At 73.9% G+C, this 17,637-nt stretch carries 11 protein-coding genes; 6 read left to right on the top strand and 5 right to left on the bottom strand.

Annotated features, from left to right (window positions below):
- Positions 1–68 precede the first annotated feature (68 nt).
- Together cydD and MUN78_RS07885 are read left to right on the top strand one after the other, a co-directional pair.
- Complete coding sequence (gene cydD / locus MUN78_RS07890; RefSeq protein ID WP_244729842.1) at positions 69–1,874, top strand: thiol reductant ABC exporter subunit CydD; 1,806 nt, start codon at positions 69–71, stop codon at positions 1,872–1,874.
- A complete protein-coding gene (locus tag MUN78_RS07885; protein WP_244729839.1) occupies positions 1,871–3,925 on the top strand; it encodes an amino acid ABC transporter ATP-binding/permease protein in 2,055 nt (684 codons plus the stop codon). Before cydD ends, MUN78_RS07885 begins: the two co-directional genes overlap by 4 nt.
- Before the next feature lie 439 nt (positions 3,926–4,364).
- Here the strand turns inward: MUN78_RS07885 and MUN78_RS16690 are convergent, their stop codons facing one another.
- The 3 genes from MUN78_RS16690 to MUN78_RS07870 all read right to left on the bottom strand — a co-directional run bounded on the left by MUN78_RS16690 (position 4,365) and on the right by MUN78_RS07870 (position 6,677).
- Complete coding sequence (locus tag MUN78_RS16690; protein WP_255821013.1) at positions 4,365–4,796, bottom strand: type II toxin-antitoxin system antitoxin; 432 nt, start codon at positions 4,794–4,796, stop codon at positions 4,365–4,367.
- 2 nt (positions 4,797–4,798) lie between these two features.
- Positions 4,799–5,782: an SPFH domain-containing protein gene (locus MUN78_RS07875; protein ID WP_244729838.1), complete on the bottom strand. Its 984-nt coding sequence runs from the start codon at positions 5,780–5,782 to the stop codon at positions 4,799–4,801.
- A 136-nt stretch (positions 5,783–5,918) separates the two neighbouring features.
- Entirely contained in the window at positions 5,919–6,677 is a 759-nt protein-coding gene (locus MUN78_RS07870) for an aminotransferase class IV (RefSeq protein WP_244729836.1), read from the bottom strand.
- A gap of 34 nt (positions 6,678–6,711) precedes the next feature.
- On the opposite strand from MUN78_RS07870, the gene MUN78_RS07865 reads away from it, so the two are divergent.
- From MUN78_RS07865 to MUN78_RS07850, 4 genes are all read left to right on the top strand, one after another.
- On the top strand, positions 6,712–8,298 hold the full coding sequence (locus MUN78_RS07865) for an anthranilate synthase component I family protein (RefSeq protein ID WP_244729834.1): 1,587 nt from the start codon (positions 6,712–6,714) through the stop codon (positions 8,296–8,298).
- 67 nt (positions 8,299–8,365) lie between these two features.
- Positions 8,366–10,891 carry a leucine--tRNA ligase gene (gene leuS / locus MUN78_RS07860; protein WP_244693900.1) on the top strand — a complete coding sequence of 842 codons (2,526 nt, stop codon included), beginning with the start codon at positions 8,366–8,368 and terminating at the stop codon, positions 10,889–10,891.
- Between the two features lie 151 nt (positions 10,892–11,042).
- Positions 11,043–11,993 (top strand): ComEA family DNA-binding protein, encoded by a 951-nt coding sequence (locus tag MUN78_RS07855; protein WP_244729832.1) that lies wholly within the window; start codon positions 11,043–11,045, stop codon positions 11,991–11,993.
- Positions 11,990–14,932: a ComEC/Rec2 family competence protein gene (locus tag MUN78_RS07850; protein WP_244729830.1), complete on the top strand. Its 2,943-nt coding sequence runs from the start codon at positions 11,990–11,992 to the stop codon at positions 14,930–14,932. Before MUN78_RS07855 ends, MUN78_RS07850 begins: the two co-directional genes overlap by 4 nt.
- Here MUN78_RS07850 and mmsB read toward each other — a convergent pair.
- Together mmsB and mmsA are read right to left on the bottom strand one after the other, a co-directional pair.
- Positions 14,865–16,055, bottom strand: coding sequence for a multiple monosaccharide ABC transporter permease (gene mmsB / locus MUN78_RS07845; protein ID WP_244693896.1), 1,191 nt, complete (start codon positions 16,053–16,055; stop codon positions 14,865–14,867). The genes MUN78_RS07850 and mmsB overlap by 68 nt on opposite strands.
- Positions 16,052–17,596, bottom strand: a complete 1,545-nt coding sequence (mmsA, locus tag MUN78_RS07840; RefSeq protein WP_244729828.1) for a multiple monosaccharide ABC transporter ATP-binding protein — start codon at positions 17,594–17,596, stop codon at positions 16,052–16,054. The genes mmsB and mmsA overlap by 4 nt, the downstream gene beginning before the upstream one ends.
- Positions 17,597–17,637: the final 41 nt, after the last annotated feature.

The following is a 17,637-nucleotide window of genomic DNA, read 5'->3' as shown; positions in this document are numbered from 1 at the left end:
GCGCCGCCCCGGCCACGGTGCTCCGTGCGGACCGGAGCCCTCCGTCAACGTAACCCATCGGGACCGTCGTGAAACCTTTCGATCCGAGGCTGCTGCGCCACGCGCGCGCCGCGCGCGGCGTGCTGCTCGCCGGCGCAGGATTCGGCCTGCTGCGCACCGCCGCCATCCTCGTCTGGTGCTGGTGCCTCGCGCATGCGATCGCCGCCCTCGTGCTGCCCGTCCTCGAGAGCGAGGGGGGCGGTGCCGGCCGCATCGCCGATGGCGCGCCGTCCGTCGAGATGGTGCCGTGGCTCGTCCTCGGCGGGCTGCTCGCGGTCGCGGTGCGCTCCGTCGCCTCCTGGTCCATGGACGCGGTCGCCGTACGGGGCGCCGTGCGCGTGAAGGCGCAGCTGCGGGAGGCGGCCCTCGACGCCCTCGACCGGCGTTCGCCGCTCCGGGACGCCCGGCTCGGCGGAGCCGCGGATGCCGGAGCCGCGGATCCTGGGGCCGCGGGGGCGACCGGGGACGCGGCGCTCGCGACCGTGCTCGGCCGCGGACTCGACGCGCTCGACGGCTACTTCTCAGGCTACCTCCCGCAGCTCATCCTCACGGCGGTCGCGACGCCGCCCCTGATCCTCGCGATCCTGCTCGCCGATCCCTTGAGCGGCGTGATCGTCTGCATCGTCTTCCCGGTCATCCCGGTGTTCATGATCCTCATCGGCCTCGCCACGCAGGCCGTGCAGGATCGCCAGTGGGCGCAGCTGCAGCGACTCTCCGCCTCGTTCCTCGACGCCGTGTCCGGCCTCGCGACGCTGAAGATCTTTCGGCGCGAGCACCGCCAGGCCGCCCGGATCGCCCGCGAGACCGGCGAGTACCGCAGCCGGACGATGCGCGTGCTGCGGGTGACCTTCCTCTCGGGATTCGTGCTGGATCTCGCGGGCACGTTCTCCATCGCGCTCGTCGCCGTCACGGTCGGCACCCGCCTCGTCACGGGGGAGTTCCCGCTCGCCCTCGGGCTCTTCGTGCTGTTGCTGCTTCCCGAGGCGTTCGTGCCCGTTCGACAGGTGGGCGCCGCCTTCCACGCCTCCGCGGAGGGACTCGCGGCGGCGTCGCGAGTGTTCGCGATCATCGAGGGCGATGAAGAGAGCGATCGTTCGGGCGGGGACTCCCGACGCCGCGCGCGACGCGGAGGCGCGGGACGCGGAGCTGCGCGCGGCGCGTCGTTGGACGCCGCTCGCGAGGCAGCCCGCGGCTCCGATCCGGGCGCGGGCATCCGCGCGACCGGCCTGCGCATCGACCGCGGCGGGCGCCGGGTGGTCGGTCCGGTCGATCTCGTCGTCGCGCCCGGGGAGCTCGTCGCGCTCGCGGGACCCTCGGGGGCGGGGAAGTCGAGCATTCTGGCGGCGCTGCTCGGCTTCGTCGAGCCGGCGGGCGGGGAGCTCGAGCGCCCGGGCGAGCTCGCCTGGGTCGGGCAACGACCGGGTCTGCTGCAGGGCACGGTGGCCGAGAACGTCGCCCTCGGACCGGGGGAGCCGGATCCGGCACTCGTGCGCGCGTCCCTCGCGGCGGCCGGAATCCCCGAGATCTCGCCGGAGACGGTGCTCGGCGCTCTCGGCGCGGGCCTGTCGGGCGGTCAGGCCCAGCGCGTCGCGATCGCCCGCGCCCTCTACCGGGCCGCGCAGCGCCCCGGGGCCGCGCTGCTCCTCGACGAGCCGAGCTCCGCCCTCGACCCGGGCCACGAGGCGGTGCTCGCGGCGACGCTCCGCCGGGAGGCGGATGGCGGACGCGCCGTGCTCGTCGTGAGCCATCGCCGCGGGCTGCTCGAGGCGGCCGACCGTGTCGTGCGGATCGCCGCGGCCGACGCGGAGCGGTCCGCCTCCGGAGCCGAGCGATGAGCGCCGCGAGCCCGGGGGGCGCCGCGGGATTCGCGGTGACCGCGGGTTCCGCCGGTGCCGCGGCCGCCGCGGGCGAGGCGAACGCCGCGAGCCCGGGGGGAGCCGCCGCCAGGCGCGCCGTCCTGGCCCGCGCACTGCCGTCCCGGGCGCGCCGCGCTCCGGGGACGATTCTCGGCATCTGCGCGGACGCGTGCGTCATCGGCCTGCTCGGACTGAGCATGTGGCTCATCGTGCGCGCCGGGGAGCAGCCGCCGATCCTCCATCTCACCTTCGCGATCGTCGGGGTGCGCGCCCTCGCCATCGGCCGTGCGGCGTTCCGCTACGCGGAGCGGCTCTCGAGCCACGACGCGGCGCTCGCGCACCTCGCCGAGCTCCGGGCGCGCACCTTCGACGCGCTCGTGCCCCGCGTGCCCGGAGCGATCGAATCGCATCGGCGCGGCGACGTCCTGGCGGCCTTCGTGGACGACGTCGACCAGCTTCAGGACGAGCCGCTGCGCGTCCGACAGCCGCTCATCGTCAGCGGCTCGGTATGCTTGCTGAGCCTCGTCGTCATCGCGCTGCTCGCACCGGCGGCGGCACTGATCCTCGTCGGCGCGCTGCTCGTCGCCGGGGCCGCGGCGGTCCTGCTGGCCCGGCGCCATGCCGCCGCCTCCGACCGGGCGCTCGGGGAGGCGCGCGCCGCGCTGCTGGACGCCCTTCTCGAACGGCTCGCCTCCGCGGAGGCGCTCGCGGCCTTCGACGCGCTCCCCGCGCAGCGCGAGCGGATCCGGGCGGCGGAGGCGCGGCTGTCGGCGGTGCAAATGCGGCGGGCCCGCTCCGCCGGGCTGACGGCGGCGATCCTGTCGGCCGGCGCCGGCGCGGCGTCGCTGCTCACGCTGCTGCTGCTCGCACCGGCGCTCGGCGGCGGGCTCTCGGGTCCGCTCTTCGCCGCGCTCGTCGTCGTGCCCGCCGCGGTGTTCGAGATCTTCGCGCAGGTGCCGGCCGCGCTGGTCGCCCGCCGTGCCGTCGCGGCGAGCGCCGAGCGGATCGCCGCGCTCACGGAGACCCCGCTGCCGCCCGAGATCCCCGTCGAGACGCCGCATGCGGAGGCGAGTGCGGGTGCCTCCGCCCGCTCGGGGGCTTCTGCTCGTGCGGGCGCTTCTGTCCGTGCGGACGCGCCTGCCCGTGCGGGCGCGTCCGCCCGTGCGGACGCTTCCGCTCGTGCGGGCGCTTCCGCCCGTGCGGACGCTTCCGCCCGTGCGGGCGCTTCCGCCCGTGCGGACGCTTCCGCTCGTGCCGGTGGTGCCGATCAGGCCACCGCCACGGTCTCAGGTGCGAGGGCAGCCTCCGAGACCGAAGACGCCACCGGAACCGGCGGTGCGAACGGTGCCGGTGCGCGCGATGGCGGGGGAGCGCCGCTGGCGCTCGACCCGTCTCTGCCGGCGATCGAGGTCGACGCGCTCGCGCTGCGCCATCCCGGCTCCGCGCAGGACGCGGTCTCCGGCCTGTCCTTCCGCGTGCCGGTCGGCGGAACCCTCGTCGTGACGGGGGACAGCGGGGCGGGGAAGAGCACCCTCGCCCTGGCGCTCGTGCGCTTCCTCGAGTACCGCGGCAGCTACCGCGTGGGCGGCGTCGAAGCGCGCTCGCTGCCGATCGCGCGACTGCGGGCGACCGTCGGGCTCTGCGAGCAGACGTCGCAACTCTTCGACGCCGATCTGCGGCAGAATCTCCGCTTCGCACGCGAGTCGGCGAGCGACGCCGAGCTCCTCGCCGTGCTCGAGCGCGTCGGCTTGAGGGAGTGGGCGCTCACCCGCGGCGGACTCGACGCGCCGGTGGGCGAGGAGGGTGCGCTCGTGTCGGGCGGTCAGGCGCAGCGCATCGCGCTCGCCCGGGCGATCCTCGCGGACTTCCCGATCGTGGTGCTCGACGAGCCGACCGCCGGCGTCGACCGCGAGCTCGCCGATGGGCTGCTGCGCGATCTCCTGAACGCCGTGCCCGAGGATCGCGCCGTGATCCTCATCACCCACACGGAACTCCCCGCGGGCATCCGCGCCGAGCGTCTCGCGCTCTGACGCTGAGCGCTCCGATGCGGTGCGCCCCGCACCCCGCGCTCCGCACCCGGCGATCCGCGCCTCGCGCCCCGTGATCCGCGCTCCGCACCCCGCGCTCCGCACCCCGCGCTCCGCACCCCGCGATTCGGGTCCCTCCAGCAGGGTCCGAACCCTCGGGACCCTGTCGGAGCGACCCGGATCCCGGGCGGTGAAAGGGCCGCGTGCGCACCCGGATGCCGCATCGCCCCCTTTGCGCCTCGACCCTTCGCCCCCCCCCGACCCTTTCGAGCCGCGGCACAGAGACGAGTGTTCCCCGATCCGGGTCGCTCCAGCAGGGTCCGATCCTCCAGGACCCTGTCGGAGCGACCCGAATTCGCGGCTCGCGAGCGCGGTCCGCGAACTCGGTCCGCGAGCGCGGCTCGCGTGGGCGCTCCCTCTGCAACCGCATCCGCGATCCGGGTCACTCAGGGAGGGTGCGGTCCTCCGAGACCGTGCCGGAGTGACCCGGATCCTGCGAGTGCGGGGCATCCGGACCCGGATCCTCGGAGCGCGGGGCGCCCGGACCCGGATCCCCGAGGCACGGGGCACCAGGATCCGGAGCCTGCGAGCGCGGGGCATCCGCATCCGCATCCGCACCCGGGTCCGCGGCGGGGGGACGGCCGCGGCCGCGCATCGGAGCCGCTCGCACCTCCCGGCCCGCCTCGGCGAGGGCACGGCGCAGCAGCACCTCGATCTGCGCGTTCACGGAGCGGAGATCGTCGGCCGCCCAGCGCGCGACCGCCGCGTGCACCGCGGGATCCAAGCGCAGCAGCACCTGCTTGCGCGCGGCGCGACCGCCCGAGGAGCGCGGCTCCTCGGGCGCCTCCGCGCCGCCGAACCCCTGCTCGGACATGATCAGCTGTAGAGCGACCCGGCGTTGATGACGGGGGTCGCGCGCTGGTCACTCGTGAGCACGAGCAGCAGGTTCGAGACCATCTGCGCGCGACGCTCGTCATCGAGCACCACGACTCCGTCGTCCTCGAGGCGGCCCAGGGCCTGCTCGACCATGGTCACGGCGCCCTCGACGATCTTCTCGCGCGCGGCGATGACGGCGCTCGCCTGCTGCCGCTGCAGCATCGCCTGCGCGATCTCCGGCGCGTACGCGAGGGAGGAGATGCGCACCTCGAGCACCTCGAGTCCGGCGATGGCGACGCGCGCCGCGACCTCCTCCGCGAGCTCGGCGGAGACGAGATCGGTGCTGCCGCGCAGGGACTGCTCGCCGGGGCCCGGCTCATCGTAGGGGTGCGTCGTCGCGACGTGACGGAGCGCGGCCTCGGCCTGGGTCTCGATGAACTCGGTGTACGACTCCACGGCGAACACCGCCTTCGCGGTGTCGGCGACCTGCCAGACGACGATCGCGGCGATGTGCACCGGATTGCCATCGGAATCGTTGACCTTCAGCTCGTGGGTCTCGAAGTTGTGCACGCGCACGGAGACCTTCCGGCCCGTGGTGAACGGGGCGACGAAGCTGATCCCGTCGCGGCGCACGGTGCCGACGTAGCGACCGAAGAACTGGCGCACGGAGGTCTGCCCCGGGGCGACGATGGTGAACATCGTGAAGACCAGCACCGCGGCGATGACGAGCACGATGCCGAGGGTGAGGAGGATCCCCCCGGAGGAGAGGCCGTTGTCGAGGAGCACGCCGCCGCGGATGAGCAGCGCGAGGCCGCCGGGGATCGCGAGCACGCTGAGCAGGAACGCCGTGATGCCGGCCGCGCTGCCCTTGTGCCAGGCGGGGCGCTCGACGATGTCGACGCGAATGCCGTCGTGACCGACCGGTTCGGAGGCGACGGCGTCGGGGGCGGCCGGGACGGCCGGGGTGTGCGGATCGGGGCTCATCAGTGGGCTCCTCACGGATCGGTGATATGAAAGTGATATCACTTTATCAGATGGGCGAGGCACGCCGTTCGATCCGGCGGATCGGCTCCACCTCAGCTCCGGATCAACTCGGCATCGGCCTCGGATCAGCCCGGCATCAGCCCAGGATCGGGGCCCAGCGGTCCTCGAGCGCCGCGCGGAAAACCGCGAGCCGTCCGGGATCGGGTGTCGGAGCCGCGACGCCGTCGATGGATGAGACGGTCCGGATGCCGTGGAGGGCGTTGAGCGCCCAGACCTCGCGGCGCGTCACACTGGCGGCGTCGATCTCGGCGTCGACGAGCGGCGTCCCCGCCTGGGCGGCCGCGTCGCGCAGCAGACGTTCGGTCACCGAGGCCACGCGTCGCCGATTCCCGACCACGCGTCCCTCCGCCCCCTCCCACCACAGGAGCGCGGTCGTGCCGCCCTCGACGATCGAGCCGCGCTCGTCGAGAATGAGCGGTTCGGCGCCGAGGCGACGTCGGAGCTCCGCGTAGCGCGGGATGTTCGGGCCCTTGCGGTCCGCGTGCGGCGCGATCGGCTCGTCCGAGCTGCGCAGCTCGATCGTCGCGCCGAGCTGCGGCGCGGGACGCAGTGCGACGCGCAGATCGGGCGGCGCATCCGGCGGGCCGGCGCGGAGTTCGAGACGGGGGAACCCGGCTCCCGCCTCCGCGAGGGCGCGCCGTGCGTCGTCGAGGAAGCGGTCCAGCGCCTCCCCGGCTTCGGGGCGGACCCCCAGCACGGCCGCGGCGAACCGCTCACGATGCAGCTCCCAACCGCGCACGTGCGCTGCGCCGTCGCGCATGCGGACGAAGAAGGAGTCGGCGACCAGGATCGGCGGGTGAGGCTCTGCGGGGGACGTCGGCTCCTGCGCGCTCATGCGGCGAGCGTAGCATCGCCGCTACGCTAAGGGGATGATGCAGAGCGGGACGCGGCGGGCCGAGCCGCTGCCGTTCCCCGTCGACGCGCGCGGCGCGGCGCGGGTGCTCGCCGATTCGGGCGAACCCTGGTTCTGGCTCGACGGCGCGGCCGCGCCGGCGGGCGAAGCGCGCGTGAGCCTGCTCGGGATCGGCGCGGAGCTGCGCCATGCGCACGCGGGCGGGGAGCGCGCCTTCCTCGAGGCGCTCCGCGGCGAAGCCCCGATCGCGGAGGAGGCGCTCCGCGGCGAGGCCCTGATCGCGGGGCGGACCCCCGCCGGGTCGGCCGGGACTCCGGAGCTCAGCGGGGGAGCGGCGTCGCGCGCGGCGGGCGCATCGCTCGGCACGGCGGAGACGCGCGGCTTCGCCTCGGGCTGGATCCTGGCGCTCGGCTACGAGTTCGGCCTCGGGCTGCTCGGCGTGGAGCCGCCGGGCGACGGGCCGCCCGATCTCGGCATGGCGGGCGCGAGGCCCGCGGATCGGGATCCCGCGACGCACGGCGAGCCGCCGGTCGCGAGCGCGCTGCGCGCGGATGTCGTCCTCGCCGTGGACCACGACTCCGGCCAGGCCGAGCTCCGCGGCGATCCGGCCGCCGTCCGTCTCTGGTCGGAGCGCTTCGCGGAGCGGCTGCGCGTCGCGGGCCGGGCGATCCCGCCGCGGGCGGCGCCTGCCGTGCCGCTCCCGCCCTCCGCCGACCCCGCCGCGGATGCGGGTCGGCCGCGCTGGCGCCGCAGCGATTCGCGCTACCGCGCCGACATCGATGCCTGCCGCGCCGCGATCCGCGAGGGCGAGGCCTACGTGCTCTGCCTCACCGACACGGCTGAACTGCGCGGGCGCTTCGATCCGCTCGAGAGCTATCTCCGGATCCGCGGCGCCGGCGGCGCGATCCGCGGCGGCGTGATCGCGCTCGGGGACCGCGCCCTGGTCAGTGCGAGCCCGGAGCGCTTCCTCGGGGTGCGCGCCGGAACGGTGGAGACGCACCCGATCAAGGGGACGCGTCCCCGGGGGACGACCCCCGAGCGCGACGCCGCTCTCGCCGAGGAGCTCGCGGCCGATCCGAAGGAGCGCGCTGAGAATCTGATGATCGTCGACCTCATGCGCAACGATCTGAGTCGCGTCTGCGCCCCGGGGAGCGTGCGGGTCGACGGGTTCCTGCGCGTCGAGCACCACACGCATGTGCACCAGCTCGTGAGCACGGTGATCGGCGCACTCGCCTCGGGGAACGATGCGCTCGACGCGATCGCCGCCTGCTTCCCGGGAGGGTCGATGACGGGGGCGCCGAAGCGTCGCGCCGTCGAGATCCTGCGCGAGCGGGAGGGCGCGCCCCGCGGACTCTACTCCGGGTGCTTCGGCTGGCTCGACGACGCCGGCGACGCGGAGCTCGCCATGACGATCCGGGGCATCGAGATCCGGGATCCGGGATCCGCGGACGGGCGAGCACTGGTCGGAGCGGGCGGCGGGATCACGATCGACTCCGATCCCGTCGAGGAGACGGCCGAGAAGCACCTCAAGGCCGCACCGCTCCTCGCCGCGCTCCGACTCGTCGCGACCGGCATCCGCGACCAGAGCATCGCGCCGGGCTGACGCGGTATTCTGGATCCATCTGTGCGTCCGCGGCTGCGGGCGGTACCCGTACGAGATCGAGGTGTGTGTGACCGAGCAGCAAGGGCGTGACGCCGAGGGCTACGACTTCCGGAGCATCCAGGAGCGCTGGCTCCCGGTGTGGGAGGAGCTCAAGCCCTTCGAGGTCGGCGACGCCGGGACGGGGCGCCCGACGAAGTACGTCCTCGACATGTTCCCCTACCCCTCGGGCGACCTCCACATGGGCCACGCCGAGGCCTTCTGCTTCGGCGACGTGCTCGCCCGGTACTGGCGCGGTCGCGGCTACGACGTACTGCACCCGATCGGCTGGGACTCCTTCGGCCTGCCCGCGGAGAACGCCGCGATCAAGCGGGGCGTCGATCCGCGGGAGTGGACGTACGCGAACATCGCCCAGCAGAAGGCCTCGTTCCGCGTGTACGCGCCGTCCTTCGACTGGAGCCGGGTGCTCCACACGAGCGACCCCGAGTACTACCGCTGGAACCAGTGGCTGTTCCTCAAGCTGTACGAGAAGGGGCTCGCCTACCGCAAGGCGAGCTGGGTGAACTGGGATCCCGTGGACCAGACGGTGCTCGCGAACGAGCAGGTGCTCGCCGACGGCACCTCCGAGCGCTCGGGCGCCATGGTCGTCAAGAAGAAGCTCACGCAGTGGTACTTCCGCATCACCGAGTACGCGGACCGCCTGCTCGACGACCTCGACGCGCTCGAGGGCCAGTGGCCGGCGAAGGTGCTCAACATGCAGCGGAACTGGATCGGCCGCTCGCGCGGTGCGGAGGTCGAGTTCGAGATCGAGGGCCGCGAGGCGAAGGTGCCGGTGTTCACCACCCGGCCCGACACGCTGCACGGCGCGACCTTCATGGTGGTCGCCCCGGACTCCGACCTCGCCGCGGAGCTCGCGGCCGGCGCGTCGCCCGAGGTGCGCATGCAGTTCCAGGCATACCTGGAGGAGACGCAGAGGCAGACGGAGATCGAGCGGCAGAACGCCGACCGCGAGAAGACCGGCGTCTTCCTCGACCACTTCGCCGTGAATCCCGTCAACGGCGAACGCATTCCCGTCTGGGCATCGGACTACGTGCTCGCCGATTACGGGCACGGCGCGATCATGGCGGTGCCCGCGCACGATCAGCGCGACCTCGACTTCGCCCGCCGCTTCGAGCTTCCCGTCCGGGTGGTCGTCGACGTGCGCGACGCGGACGGCGCGCCACTGCCCGACCCGTCGGAGAGCGGCATCGCGACGGCCGGCGAGGGCGTGCTCGTCAATTCGGGCGAGCTCGACGGTCTGCCCAAGGCCGAGGCCATCGCGCGTGCGATCGAGATCCTCGAAGCGCGCGGCACCGGTCGTGGAGCGACCACCTACCGGCTGCGCGACTGGCTCATCTCCCGGCAGCGCTACTGGGGCACCCCGATCCCGATCCTGCACCACGAGTCGGGGGAGATGCGGCCCGTCGCCGAGGAGTCGCTCCCCGTCGAGCTGCCGTCCTCCGAGGGACTCGACCTGAAGCCGAAGGGCTCGTCGCCGCTCGGCGCCGCCACCGAGTGGGCCGCGGTCGTCGACCCGGAGACCGGGGAGCGCTGGAGGCGCGACCCGGACACCATGGACACCTTCGTGGACAGCTCCTGGTACTACCTGCGCTTCCTCTCCGCCCAGGACGACAGCCAGGCCTTCGACCCCGAGCTCGCCCGCCGCTGGGGGCCGATCGATCAGTACGCCGGCGGCGTCGAGCATGCGATCCTGCACCTGCTGTACTCCCGCTTCATCACCAAGGTGCTGCACGATCTCGGCTACCTCGATTTCGAGGAGCCCTTCACCGCGCTCCTCAACCAGGGCATGGTGCTGCAGGACGGCGCCAAGATGTCGAAGTCGAAGGGCAACCTCGTCGAGTTCGCCTCCGAGCTGTCGGCGCACGGCGCCGACGCGCTGCGCGTCACCCTCGCCTTCGCGGGCCCGCCCGAGGACGACATCGACTGGGCCGACGTGTCGGTGCAGGGCTCCGCGAAGTTCCTCGCACGCGCCTGGCGCGTCGCCGATGACGTGGAGTCCGGCGGCGCCGCCGTCGGAACCGACGTCGCCGCCGGCGACACGGGCCTCCGCCGGGCGACCCATCGACTGCTGGCGGACGCCCCCGGGCTCGTCGAGGCGTACAAGTTCAACGTGGTCGTCGCGCGTCTCATGGAGCAGGTGAATGTCACGCGCAAGGCGATCGACTCGGGGTGCGGCATCGCGGATCCCGCGGTGCGCGAGTCCGCGGAGGTCGTCGCGCGGATCCTGTCCCTCTTCGCGCCGTACGCGGCGGAGGACATGTGGGCGAAGCTCGGGCACGAGCCGACGGTCGCCCTCGCGGAGTGGCCGACGGCGGACCCGGCGCTGCTCGTCGAAGACGAGGTGACGCTCGTGGTGCAGGTCGACGGCAAGGTGCGGGATCGCCTGACGCTTCCCGCGTCCGTGACGCCCGAGGAGGCCGAGTCGGCGGCGCGCGCCTCGACCGCGGTGCAGCGGGCGATCGGCGAGCGCGATGTCGTGAACGTCGTCGTCCGCGTGCCGAAGATCGTGAGCATCGCGACGAAGCCCGCCGCCTAGGCGCGCTCCGGCCGTCCCCGCGCGCCGTGCGCGGCGCGGAGACGCGCGGGGCGTTCTCCACAGGGGAGGCCCGGCGCGCGATCTCGGCGTGTCCTCCACAGATGCCGCCACCGACCTGGGGCGTCGGCGACGCCCGGCCTAGCGTGGCTCCATGGACGCCACGCTCCCCTCGACCGACCCCGCCGCGCCCGGAGATCCGGGCGATCCGAGGCACGGGATGCCGGACGACGCGCCGCACTGGCGCTCCGAGGAGGTGCTGGCGCGCCCGTCGTGGCGCGAGCGGGCCCGGGGGAGGCCCGACGTACGCCGCTTGAGCACGCTGGAGGAGCTGCCGCTCGGCCGGCGGATCGCCCGCGCGACGGGGACCCCGCTCCTCGCGGGTCTCGTCGCCTTCGCCTGCGCGGTCGCGATCGCCATCGCACTGTCCGTGCTGGGCGCCCGTCCGGCCGCCATCGCAGCCGGGGAGCTCGCGCCCGCGACGCCGGCGCAGGAGGCCGGGACGGATCAGGCTGGGGGAGATCCGGCCGCGACGGATTCCACGGCGGATCCTCCGGCCTCGGCGGAACGCGCCGATGCGGGCCGGACGGGCGCCGCTGATCTGCTCGTGCACGTCGTCGGCGAGGTCGGACGCCCCGGAATCGTCGAACTCCCTCCGGGATCGCGGGTGGCGGATGCGCTCGAGGCCGCCGAGGGCGCCACTCCCGCGGCGGCACTCGAGTCCGTCAATCTCGCCCGCGTGCTCGTGGACGGCGAGCAGCTCGTCGTCCCCGATGCCGAGCTGGCGGCGAGCTGGGCCGCCGGCGCGGGGACCGGGGCCCCGGGGAACGCGGCTGCCGCCGCCGGGAGCGCGTCAGCTGTGGAGGGGCCCGGAGTCCCTCCCGCGGGGAGCGCCGCGTCGAACGCTGCGGGGATCGTGCCGCTCAACACGGCCGACGCCGCCGCACTCGAGACCCTGCCGCGCATCGGCCCGGCGCTCGCCCAGCGCATCATCGCGTGGCGTGACGCGCACGGGGCCTTCACCTCGGTCGATCAGCTCCTGGACGTACCGGGCATCGGAGCGAAGACGCTCGACGGACTGCGTGATGCGGTGAGCGCGCCGTGATCCGACTGACGAGTCTCGGCGAGCGGGAGCGCTCGCCTCCCGGCACCTGGCGACTGCTGGCGCCGGCGTTGATCGTCTGGGCGGCCGCCGCCTGGGCGATCAATCATCCCGGGGTCGGCGGCGCGATGGCGCTCTTCGGGGGCATCGCGGGCTGCGCCGTGATCGCGGCGCTCGCGGTCGCCCGCGTGCGGCGTCGGAGCGCGGCGCATCGCGATCCGGTGCCCGGCAACCCGGTGCTGGGCGATCCGCTGCTGCGGGATCCGCTTCCCCGGGGTTCGGTTCCGGTTCCCCGGGGGCCGACGACGGGCAGTCCGCCGTCGCGGGGTCCGGTTCCCCGAGCGTCGGCCCCGGCGGATGGCGAGCGTCGCCGGGCGACGGGCGCGGGCCGAGCGCTGGCCGGTGCGCTGCTGCTGGGCTGCGCAATGCTGCTGATCGTCGGCGTGCGGATCTCGGGTGCCGAGGCCCTGCGCGCCGACCCCGCCCTCGCCGGAGCCGCCGACTCCGGCGCCGAGCTCGAACGCACCGCCGCACTCAGCGGGTACCCCGAGGCGCGCACGGGCGCGGGGCCCGGGGTGGGCGTCTGGGTGGACGCGGAGCTCGAGGTCCCGGGTGGCGCGGTGCCCGTCGTGCTCTGGCTCGCGGACGGGGAGCCGGACGAGGAGACCCTCGGCACCTGGGCGCCCGGCAGGCTCGTCCTCGTGACGGGGCGGCCGGTCGCCTTCGCCCCGGGATCCGGTGCGGCGTACGGGATCGACGTCTCGGACGTGCGGGACGCCGGCTCCGAACCCGGCGGCCCCGGTGCGCGCGAGGACGCGAACGACGGCGCCGGAGGGCGCGGGGGCCGACTCGCGGCTGCGCTCCGGACGGGCCTGCGCGAGGCCGCCGCCCTCCGCCCCGGCGCCCAGCTCGTCCCTGGATTCGCCGTCGGCGACACCTCGCTCGTCTCTCCGGCACTCGAGCAGCGGATGCTGGAGACCTCCCTGACGCATCTGCTCGCGGTCTCCGGGGCGAACTGCGGGCTCGTCATCGGGGCGATGCTGTGGCTCGTCGGCCGCCTGGGCGCGGGTCGGCGACTGCGGATCGTCGTGGCGGCCGGTGCGCTCGGCGGCTTCGTGATCGTCGTCGGCCCGGATGCGAGCGTCGAGCGCGCCGCTGTCATGGCGGCGGTGCTCCTCGCCTCGGACTTCGGCGGGAAGCGGGCCGTCGCACTCCCGGCGCTCGGCTGCGCGATCGTGCTGCTGCTCGTCGGAGACCCCTGGCAGGCGCTCCACCCCGGGTTCGCGCTCTCCGTGGTCGCGACCGGCGGCATCCTGCTCTTCGTCCCCGAGGCGTCACGACTGCTCGACCGCGCGGCCGGTCCGATCCCGCTGCCGCGCTGGTGCGTGCTCCCCGTCGCCGTGGCGCTCGTCGCCCAGATCGTGTGCGCCCCGCTTCTGCTCCTCCTCCAGCCCGGCATCCCCGCCGTGGGCGTCCTCGCGAACGCGATCGCCGCGCCGGCCGCGCCGCTGGGCACGGGCCTCGGCCTGATCGCGCTCCTGGTGCTCCCCGTGTCCGAGGGCCTGGGAGACGCGGTCCTCGCCCTCGCAGAGCTCCCCTCGCGCTGGGTCGTCGCGACCGCCGAGATCACGGCGTCGCTGCCGTTCGCGCGGTGGCCGTGGCCCTCCGGCTGGGCGGGGGCCGCACTCCTCGTCGTGATCGAGCTCGCGGCGGGGTCCGCCTGGCTGCTCGCCAGCCGAAGAATCTCGGGGAGCCGGAGCGAGGAGGCGCGCGGGGGCGCAGAGACGCCTCGCCCGGGGCCGCGCCCCTGGGCGTCGACGGCGCCGCTCTCTCGCCCGATCCGCGTCATCGTCGCGGTCCTCGGCTGCGCGGCACTCGGCGGGCTCCTCGGCCCGACCCTCGTCGCACCCGCCGTCGAGCGCGCCACCATCCCCGTCGATTGGACCGTCGTCGCCTGCGACGTCGGCCAGGGGGACGCGCTCCTGCTGCGCGATCCGCGCCGGCCGGGGGAGGTGATGCTCGTCGACACCGGCGACGACCCGGAGCGACTCACGTCGTGCCTCCAGCGCTTCGGGGTTCGCCGCGTCGCCCTCGCCGTGCTCACCCACGACGACCGAGACCATGTCGGTGCGCTCCCCGCGGTCGCGGAGCGCATCGACCGCGCGCTCATCGCGCCCGATTCCCGGGAGGACGCGGAGGGCGGCGACCGGGAGCTTCCCGCGGTGCTCGCCCGGTTCGGCATCCCGGCGACGGTCGCCGCGGCCGGCCTGACGAACGACGGCACGATGCAGCGGGGGAGCGCGCCCGCCACGACCGGCGGGACTGCAGCGTCCGCTGCGATCCCGGGCACGCCCGAGCGAGTCGCTCGCCCGGGCACGCCCGCCGCGTCCGGCATGCGCTGGGAGGTGCTCGCCCCGGCGTCGGGACGCGTCCCCGCGGACACGAACGCCGCGAGCCTCGTCCTCCGCGTGACCATCGGCGAGACGGTCGCGCTGCTCCTCGCCGACACCGGAGCCGAGGAGCAGGCGGCGCTGCGAGCCTCCGGGGCGGTGCTCGGCGCGGATATCGTGAAGGTCGCGCACCACGGCAGCCGTGATCAGGATCCGGCGCTCTACGCCGCCGTCGGCGCCGCAGTCGCACTCGTCTCGGTCGGCGCCGACAACGGCTACGGGCACCCGACGGCCGAGACGCTCGCTCTGCTGCGCACGGCGGGCACCGCCGCGCTGCGCACCGACGTCGACGGGACCGTCGCCGTGAGCGGACCGCACGGAGCGCTCCGCGTCTGGACCTCGGCGGGGCGCGGGGCGCTGTCCGCGCGCGATCCCGCCCGCGACGAGGGACGGGCGCCCGCCCCGCCGGCTCGCCCCGAACGGCTCAACGTCCCGAACGGCGCTTGTTCCAGATGTCGAAGGCCACCGCGAGCAGGAGCACGAGCCCCTTGATCGCCATCTGCCAGGCGGCGTCGACCGCCAGGATCGACAGCCCCATGTTGAGCACGCCCATGACGAGGCCGCCGATGACCGCGCCGACGATCGTGCCGACGCCGCCCTGCACCGCCGCGCCCCCGATGAAGGCGGCTGCGATGGCGTCGAGCTCGTAGTTCTGGCCGGCGGAGGCGACCGCCCCGCCCGCGCGGGCCGTGCTCACGACGCCGGCGATGGCGGCGAGGACTCCCATGTTCACGAAGAGGAGGAAGTCGACCCGGCGGGTGTTCACGCCGCTCATCTCCGCGGCGAAACGGTTGCCGCCCATCGCGTAGATGTGCCGACCGAAGACGGTGCGGTTGAGCACGAAGGAGTACGCGAGGATCAGCGCGCCGAGGATCACGAGGATGATCGGGGTCCCGTGGTAGCCCGCGAGGATCCAGCACAGAGCGAGGACGGCGACGACGGCGGCCGCGACCTTCCCCCAGTAGAGCGGTGCCGGCTCCGTCGGGAGTCCGAGCTTCCGGCGGTTGCGGAGGGACCGGTAGCGCTCGGCGAAGAGGAAGGCGCACGCGAGGAGACCGAGGATCATCGTCAGCGCATCGCGGTGCATGACGCCGCCGAAGACGCCGGGCAGCCAGCTCGCGCCGATGGCGACGAACGGCTCGGGCAGGCCGCTGATGGTGCCGCCGGTCAGGAAGACGAGGGTGAGCCCTCGGAAGAGCAGCATGCCGGCGAGCGTGACGATGAACGCCGGGATGCCGACGTAGGCGACCCAGAACCCCTGCCACGCGCCGACGACGGCGCCGAAGGCGATGGAGAGGAGCACCGCGAGCCACCAGGGGAGCCCCCACTGCTGCATCGCGATCGCCGCGACGGCACCGACCATCGCCACGAGGGATCCCACCGACAGATCGATGTGGCCCGCGATGATGATCATGACCATGCCGATCGCCAGGATCAGCACGTAGGCGTTCTGCTGGATGAGGTTGTTCACGTTGCCCGGCATGAGCAGCCGGCCGGCCGTGAGCACCTGGAACAGGAGCACGATGACGACGAGCGCCACGAGGATGCCGTACTGGCGGACGTTGAAACTGATCTTGCGGCGCGCCTTCGGCGCCGCGGCGGTCTGCGAGCTCATGCGTCGCGTTCCTTTCCCGAGGTCATGAGGGTCATGAGCGCCTCCTGGCTCGCCTCCGCCCGGGGGAGCTCCCCGGCGACGCGGCCCTCGGCGATGGCGTAGATGCGGTCGGACAGGCCGAGCAGTTCGGGCAGCTCGGAGGAGATCACCACGACCGCCTTGCCCTGCTCGGCGAGCTGGGTGATGAGGGTGTAGATCTCGTGCTTCGCGCCGACGTCGATGCCGCGCGTCGGCTCGTCGAGGATGAGCACGTCCGGCCCCGTGTGGAGCCACTTCGACAGCACCACCTTCTGCTGGTTGCCGCCGGAGAGCTTCCCCGAGAGCACGGAGACGTCCGGGGTCTTGATCCCCATCCGCTTCCGGAACCCGTCCGCGATCGCGAACTCGCGGTGCTGATCGACGACGCCGCGGCGCGATACGGAGCCGAGACCGGCGATCGAGATGTTGGAGGTGATCGTCCCGATGAGATTCAGCCCGTAGCGCTTGCGGTCCTCCGTGACGTAGGCGAGCCCGTGCCCGATAGCCTCCTGGATCGTGCGGGTCTGAATCTCCTCGCCGTCCTTGTAGACGGAGCCCGACAGCACCGTGCCGTAGCTGTGGCCGAAGATGCTCATCGCGAGCTCGGTGCGGCCGGCCCCCATGAGGCCCGCGAAGCCGACGATCTCGCCGGCGCGGACGGTGAACGACGCGTCGACGACGACGAGCCGCTCGTGATCGACGGGATGCCGCACGGTCCAGTGCTCGACGCGCAGCTTCTCCTCGCCGATGCTCGGAGTGCGCTCCGGGAAGAGCTGGGAGAGCTCGCGCCCGACCATGGCGCGGATGATGCGGGCCTCGCCCGCATCGGGATCGGACATCGGGAAGGTCTCGATGCTGCGGCCGTCGCGGAGGATCGTGACGGTGTCGGCGATCCGCTGGATCTCGGCCAGCTTGTGGGAGATGATGATCGAGGTGATGCCCTGCTCCCGGAGCTGGTCGATGAGCTCGAGCAGGTGGGCGCTGTCGTCGTCGTTGAGCGCGGCCGTGGGTTCGTCGAGGATCAGGAGTTTCACGTCCTTCGCGAGCGCCTTGGCGATCTCGACGAGCTGCTGCTTGCCGACGCCGAGCTGGAGCACCGGCGTCGCGGGATTCTCGGCCAGCCCGACGCGCGCGAGCAGCTCCATCGCCTCGGCGTTCGTGCGGTTCCAGTCGATGATGCCGCGCGTCGCGCGCTCGTTGCCGAGGAAGATGTTCTCGGCGATCGAGAGGTGCGGGCTGAGCGCGAGCTCCTGGTGGATGATGACGATGCCGTCGGCCTCGCTGTCCGAGATGCCGCGGTAGCGGATCGGCCGTCCTTCGAACTCGATCTCGCCCGCGTAGCTCCCGGAGGGGTACACCCCGGAGAGCACTTTCATGAGCGTGGACTTGCCGGCGCCGTTCTCGCCGCAGATGGCGTGCACCTCGCCGGGAGCCACGGTGAGCGAGACGCCGTCGAGCGCGCGGACGCCGCCGCCGAACTCCTTGACGATGTCGCGCATCGTCAGGATGGCACGTGCGGGCATGGGACCTCCCTGTGCGGAAGCGGATGGGGGATGGGGCGGAG

Source organism: Leucobacter allii (assembly GCF_022919155.1).
Taxonomy (GTDB): Bacteria; Actinomycetota; Actinomycetes; order Actinomycetales; family Microbacteriaceae; genus Leucobacter; species Leucobacter allii.
This window is presented reverse-complemented; position numbering and strand designations above follow the sequence as displayed.

What these genes read in the sequence shown, in the direction of transcription:
- MUN78_RS07885 (WP_244729839.1), top strand. Translation starts at nt 1,871, where the DNA reads ATGAGCGCCGCGAGCCCGGGGGGCGCCGCGGGATTCGCGGTGACCGCG.
- MUN78_RS16690 (WP_255821013.1), bottom strand. Translation starts at nt 4,796, where the DNA reads ATGTCCGAGCAGGGGTTCGGCGGCGCGGAGGCGCCCGAGGAGCCGCGC.
- MUN78_RS07875 (WP_244729838.1), bottom strand. Translation starts at nt 5,782, where the DNA reads ATGAGCCCCGATCCGCACACCCCGGCCGTCCCGGCCGCCCCCGACGCC.
- MUN78_RS07870 (WP_244729836.1), bottom strand. Translation starts at nt 6,677, where the DNA reads ATGAGCGCGCAGGAGCCGACGTCCCCCGCAGAGCCTCACCCGCCGATC.
- MUN78_RS07865 (WP_244729834.1), top strand. Translation starts at nt 6,712, where the DNA reads ATGATGCAGAGCGGGACGCGGCGGGCCGAGCCGCTGCCGTTCCCCGTC.
- MUN78_RS07855 (WP_244729832.1), top strand. Translation starts at nt 11,043, where the DNA reads ATGGACGCCACGCTCCCCTCGACCGACCCCGCCGCGCCCGGAGATCCG.
- mmsB (WP_244693896.1), bottom strand. Translation starts at nt 16,055, where the DNA reads ATGAGCTCGCAGACCGCCGCGGCGCCGAAGGCGCGCCGCAAGATCAGT.
- mmsA (WP_244729828.1), bottom strand. Translation starts at nt 17,596, where the DNA reads ATGCCCGCACGTGCCATCCTGACGATGCGCGACATCGTCAAGGAGTTC.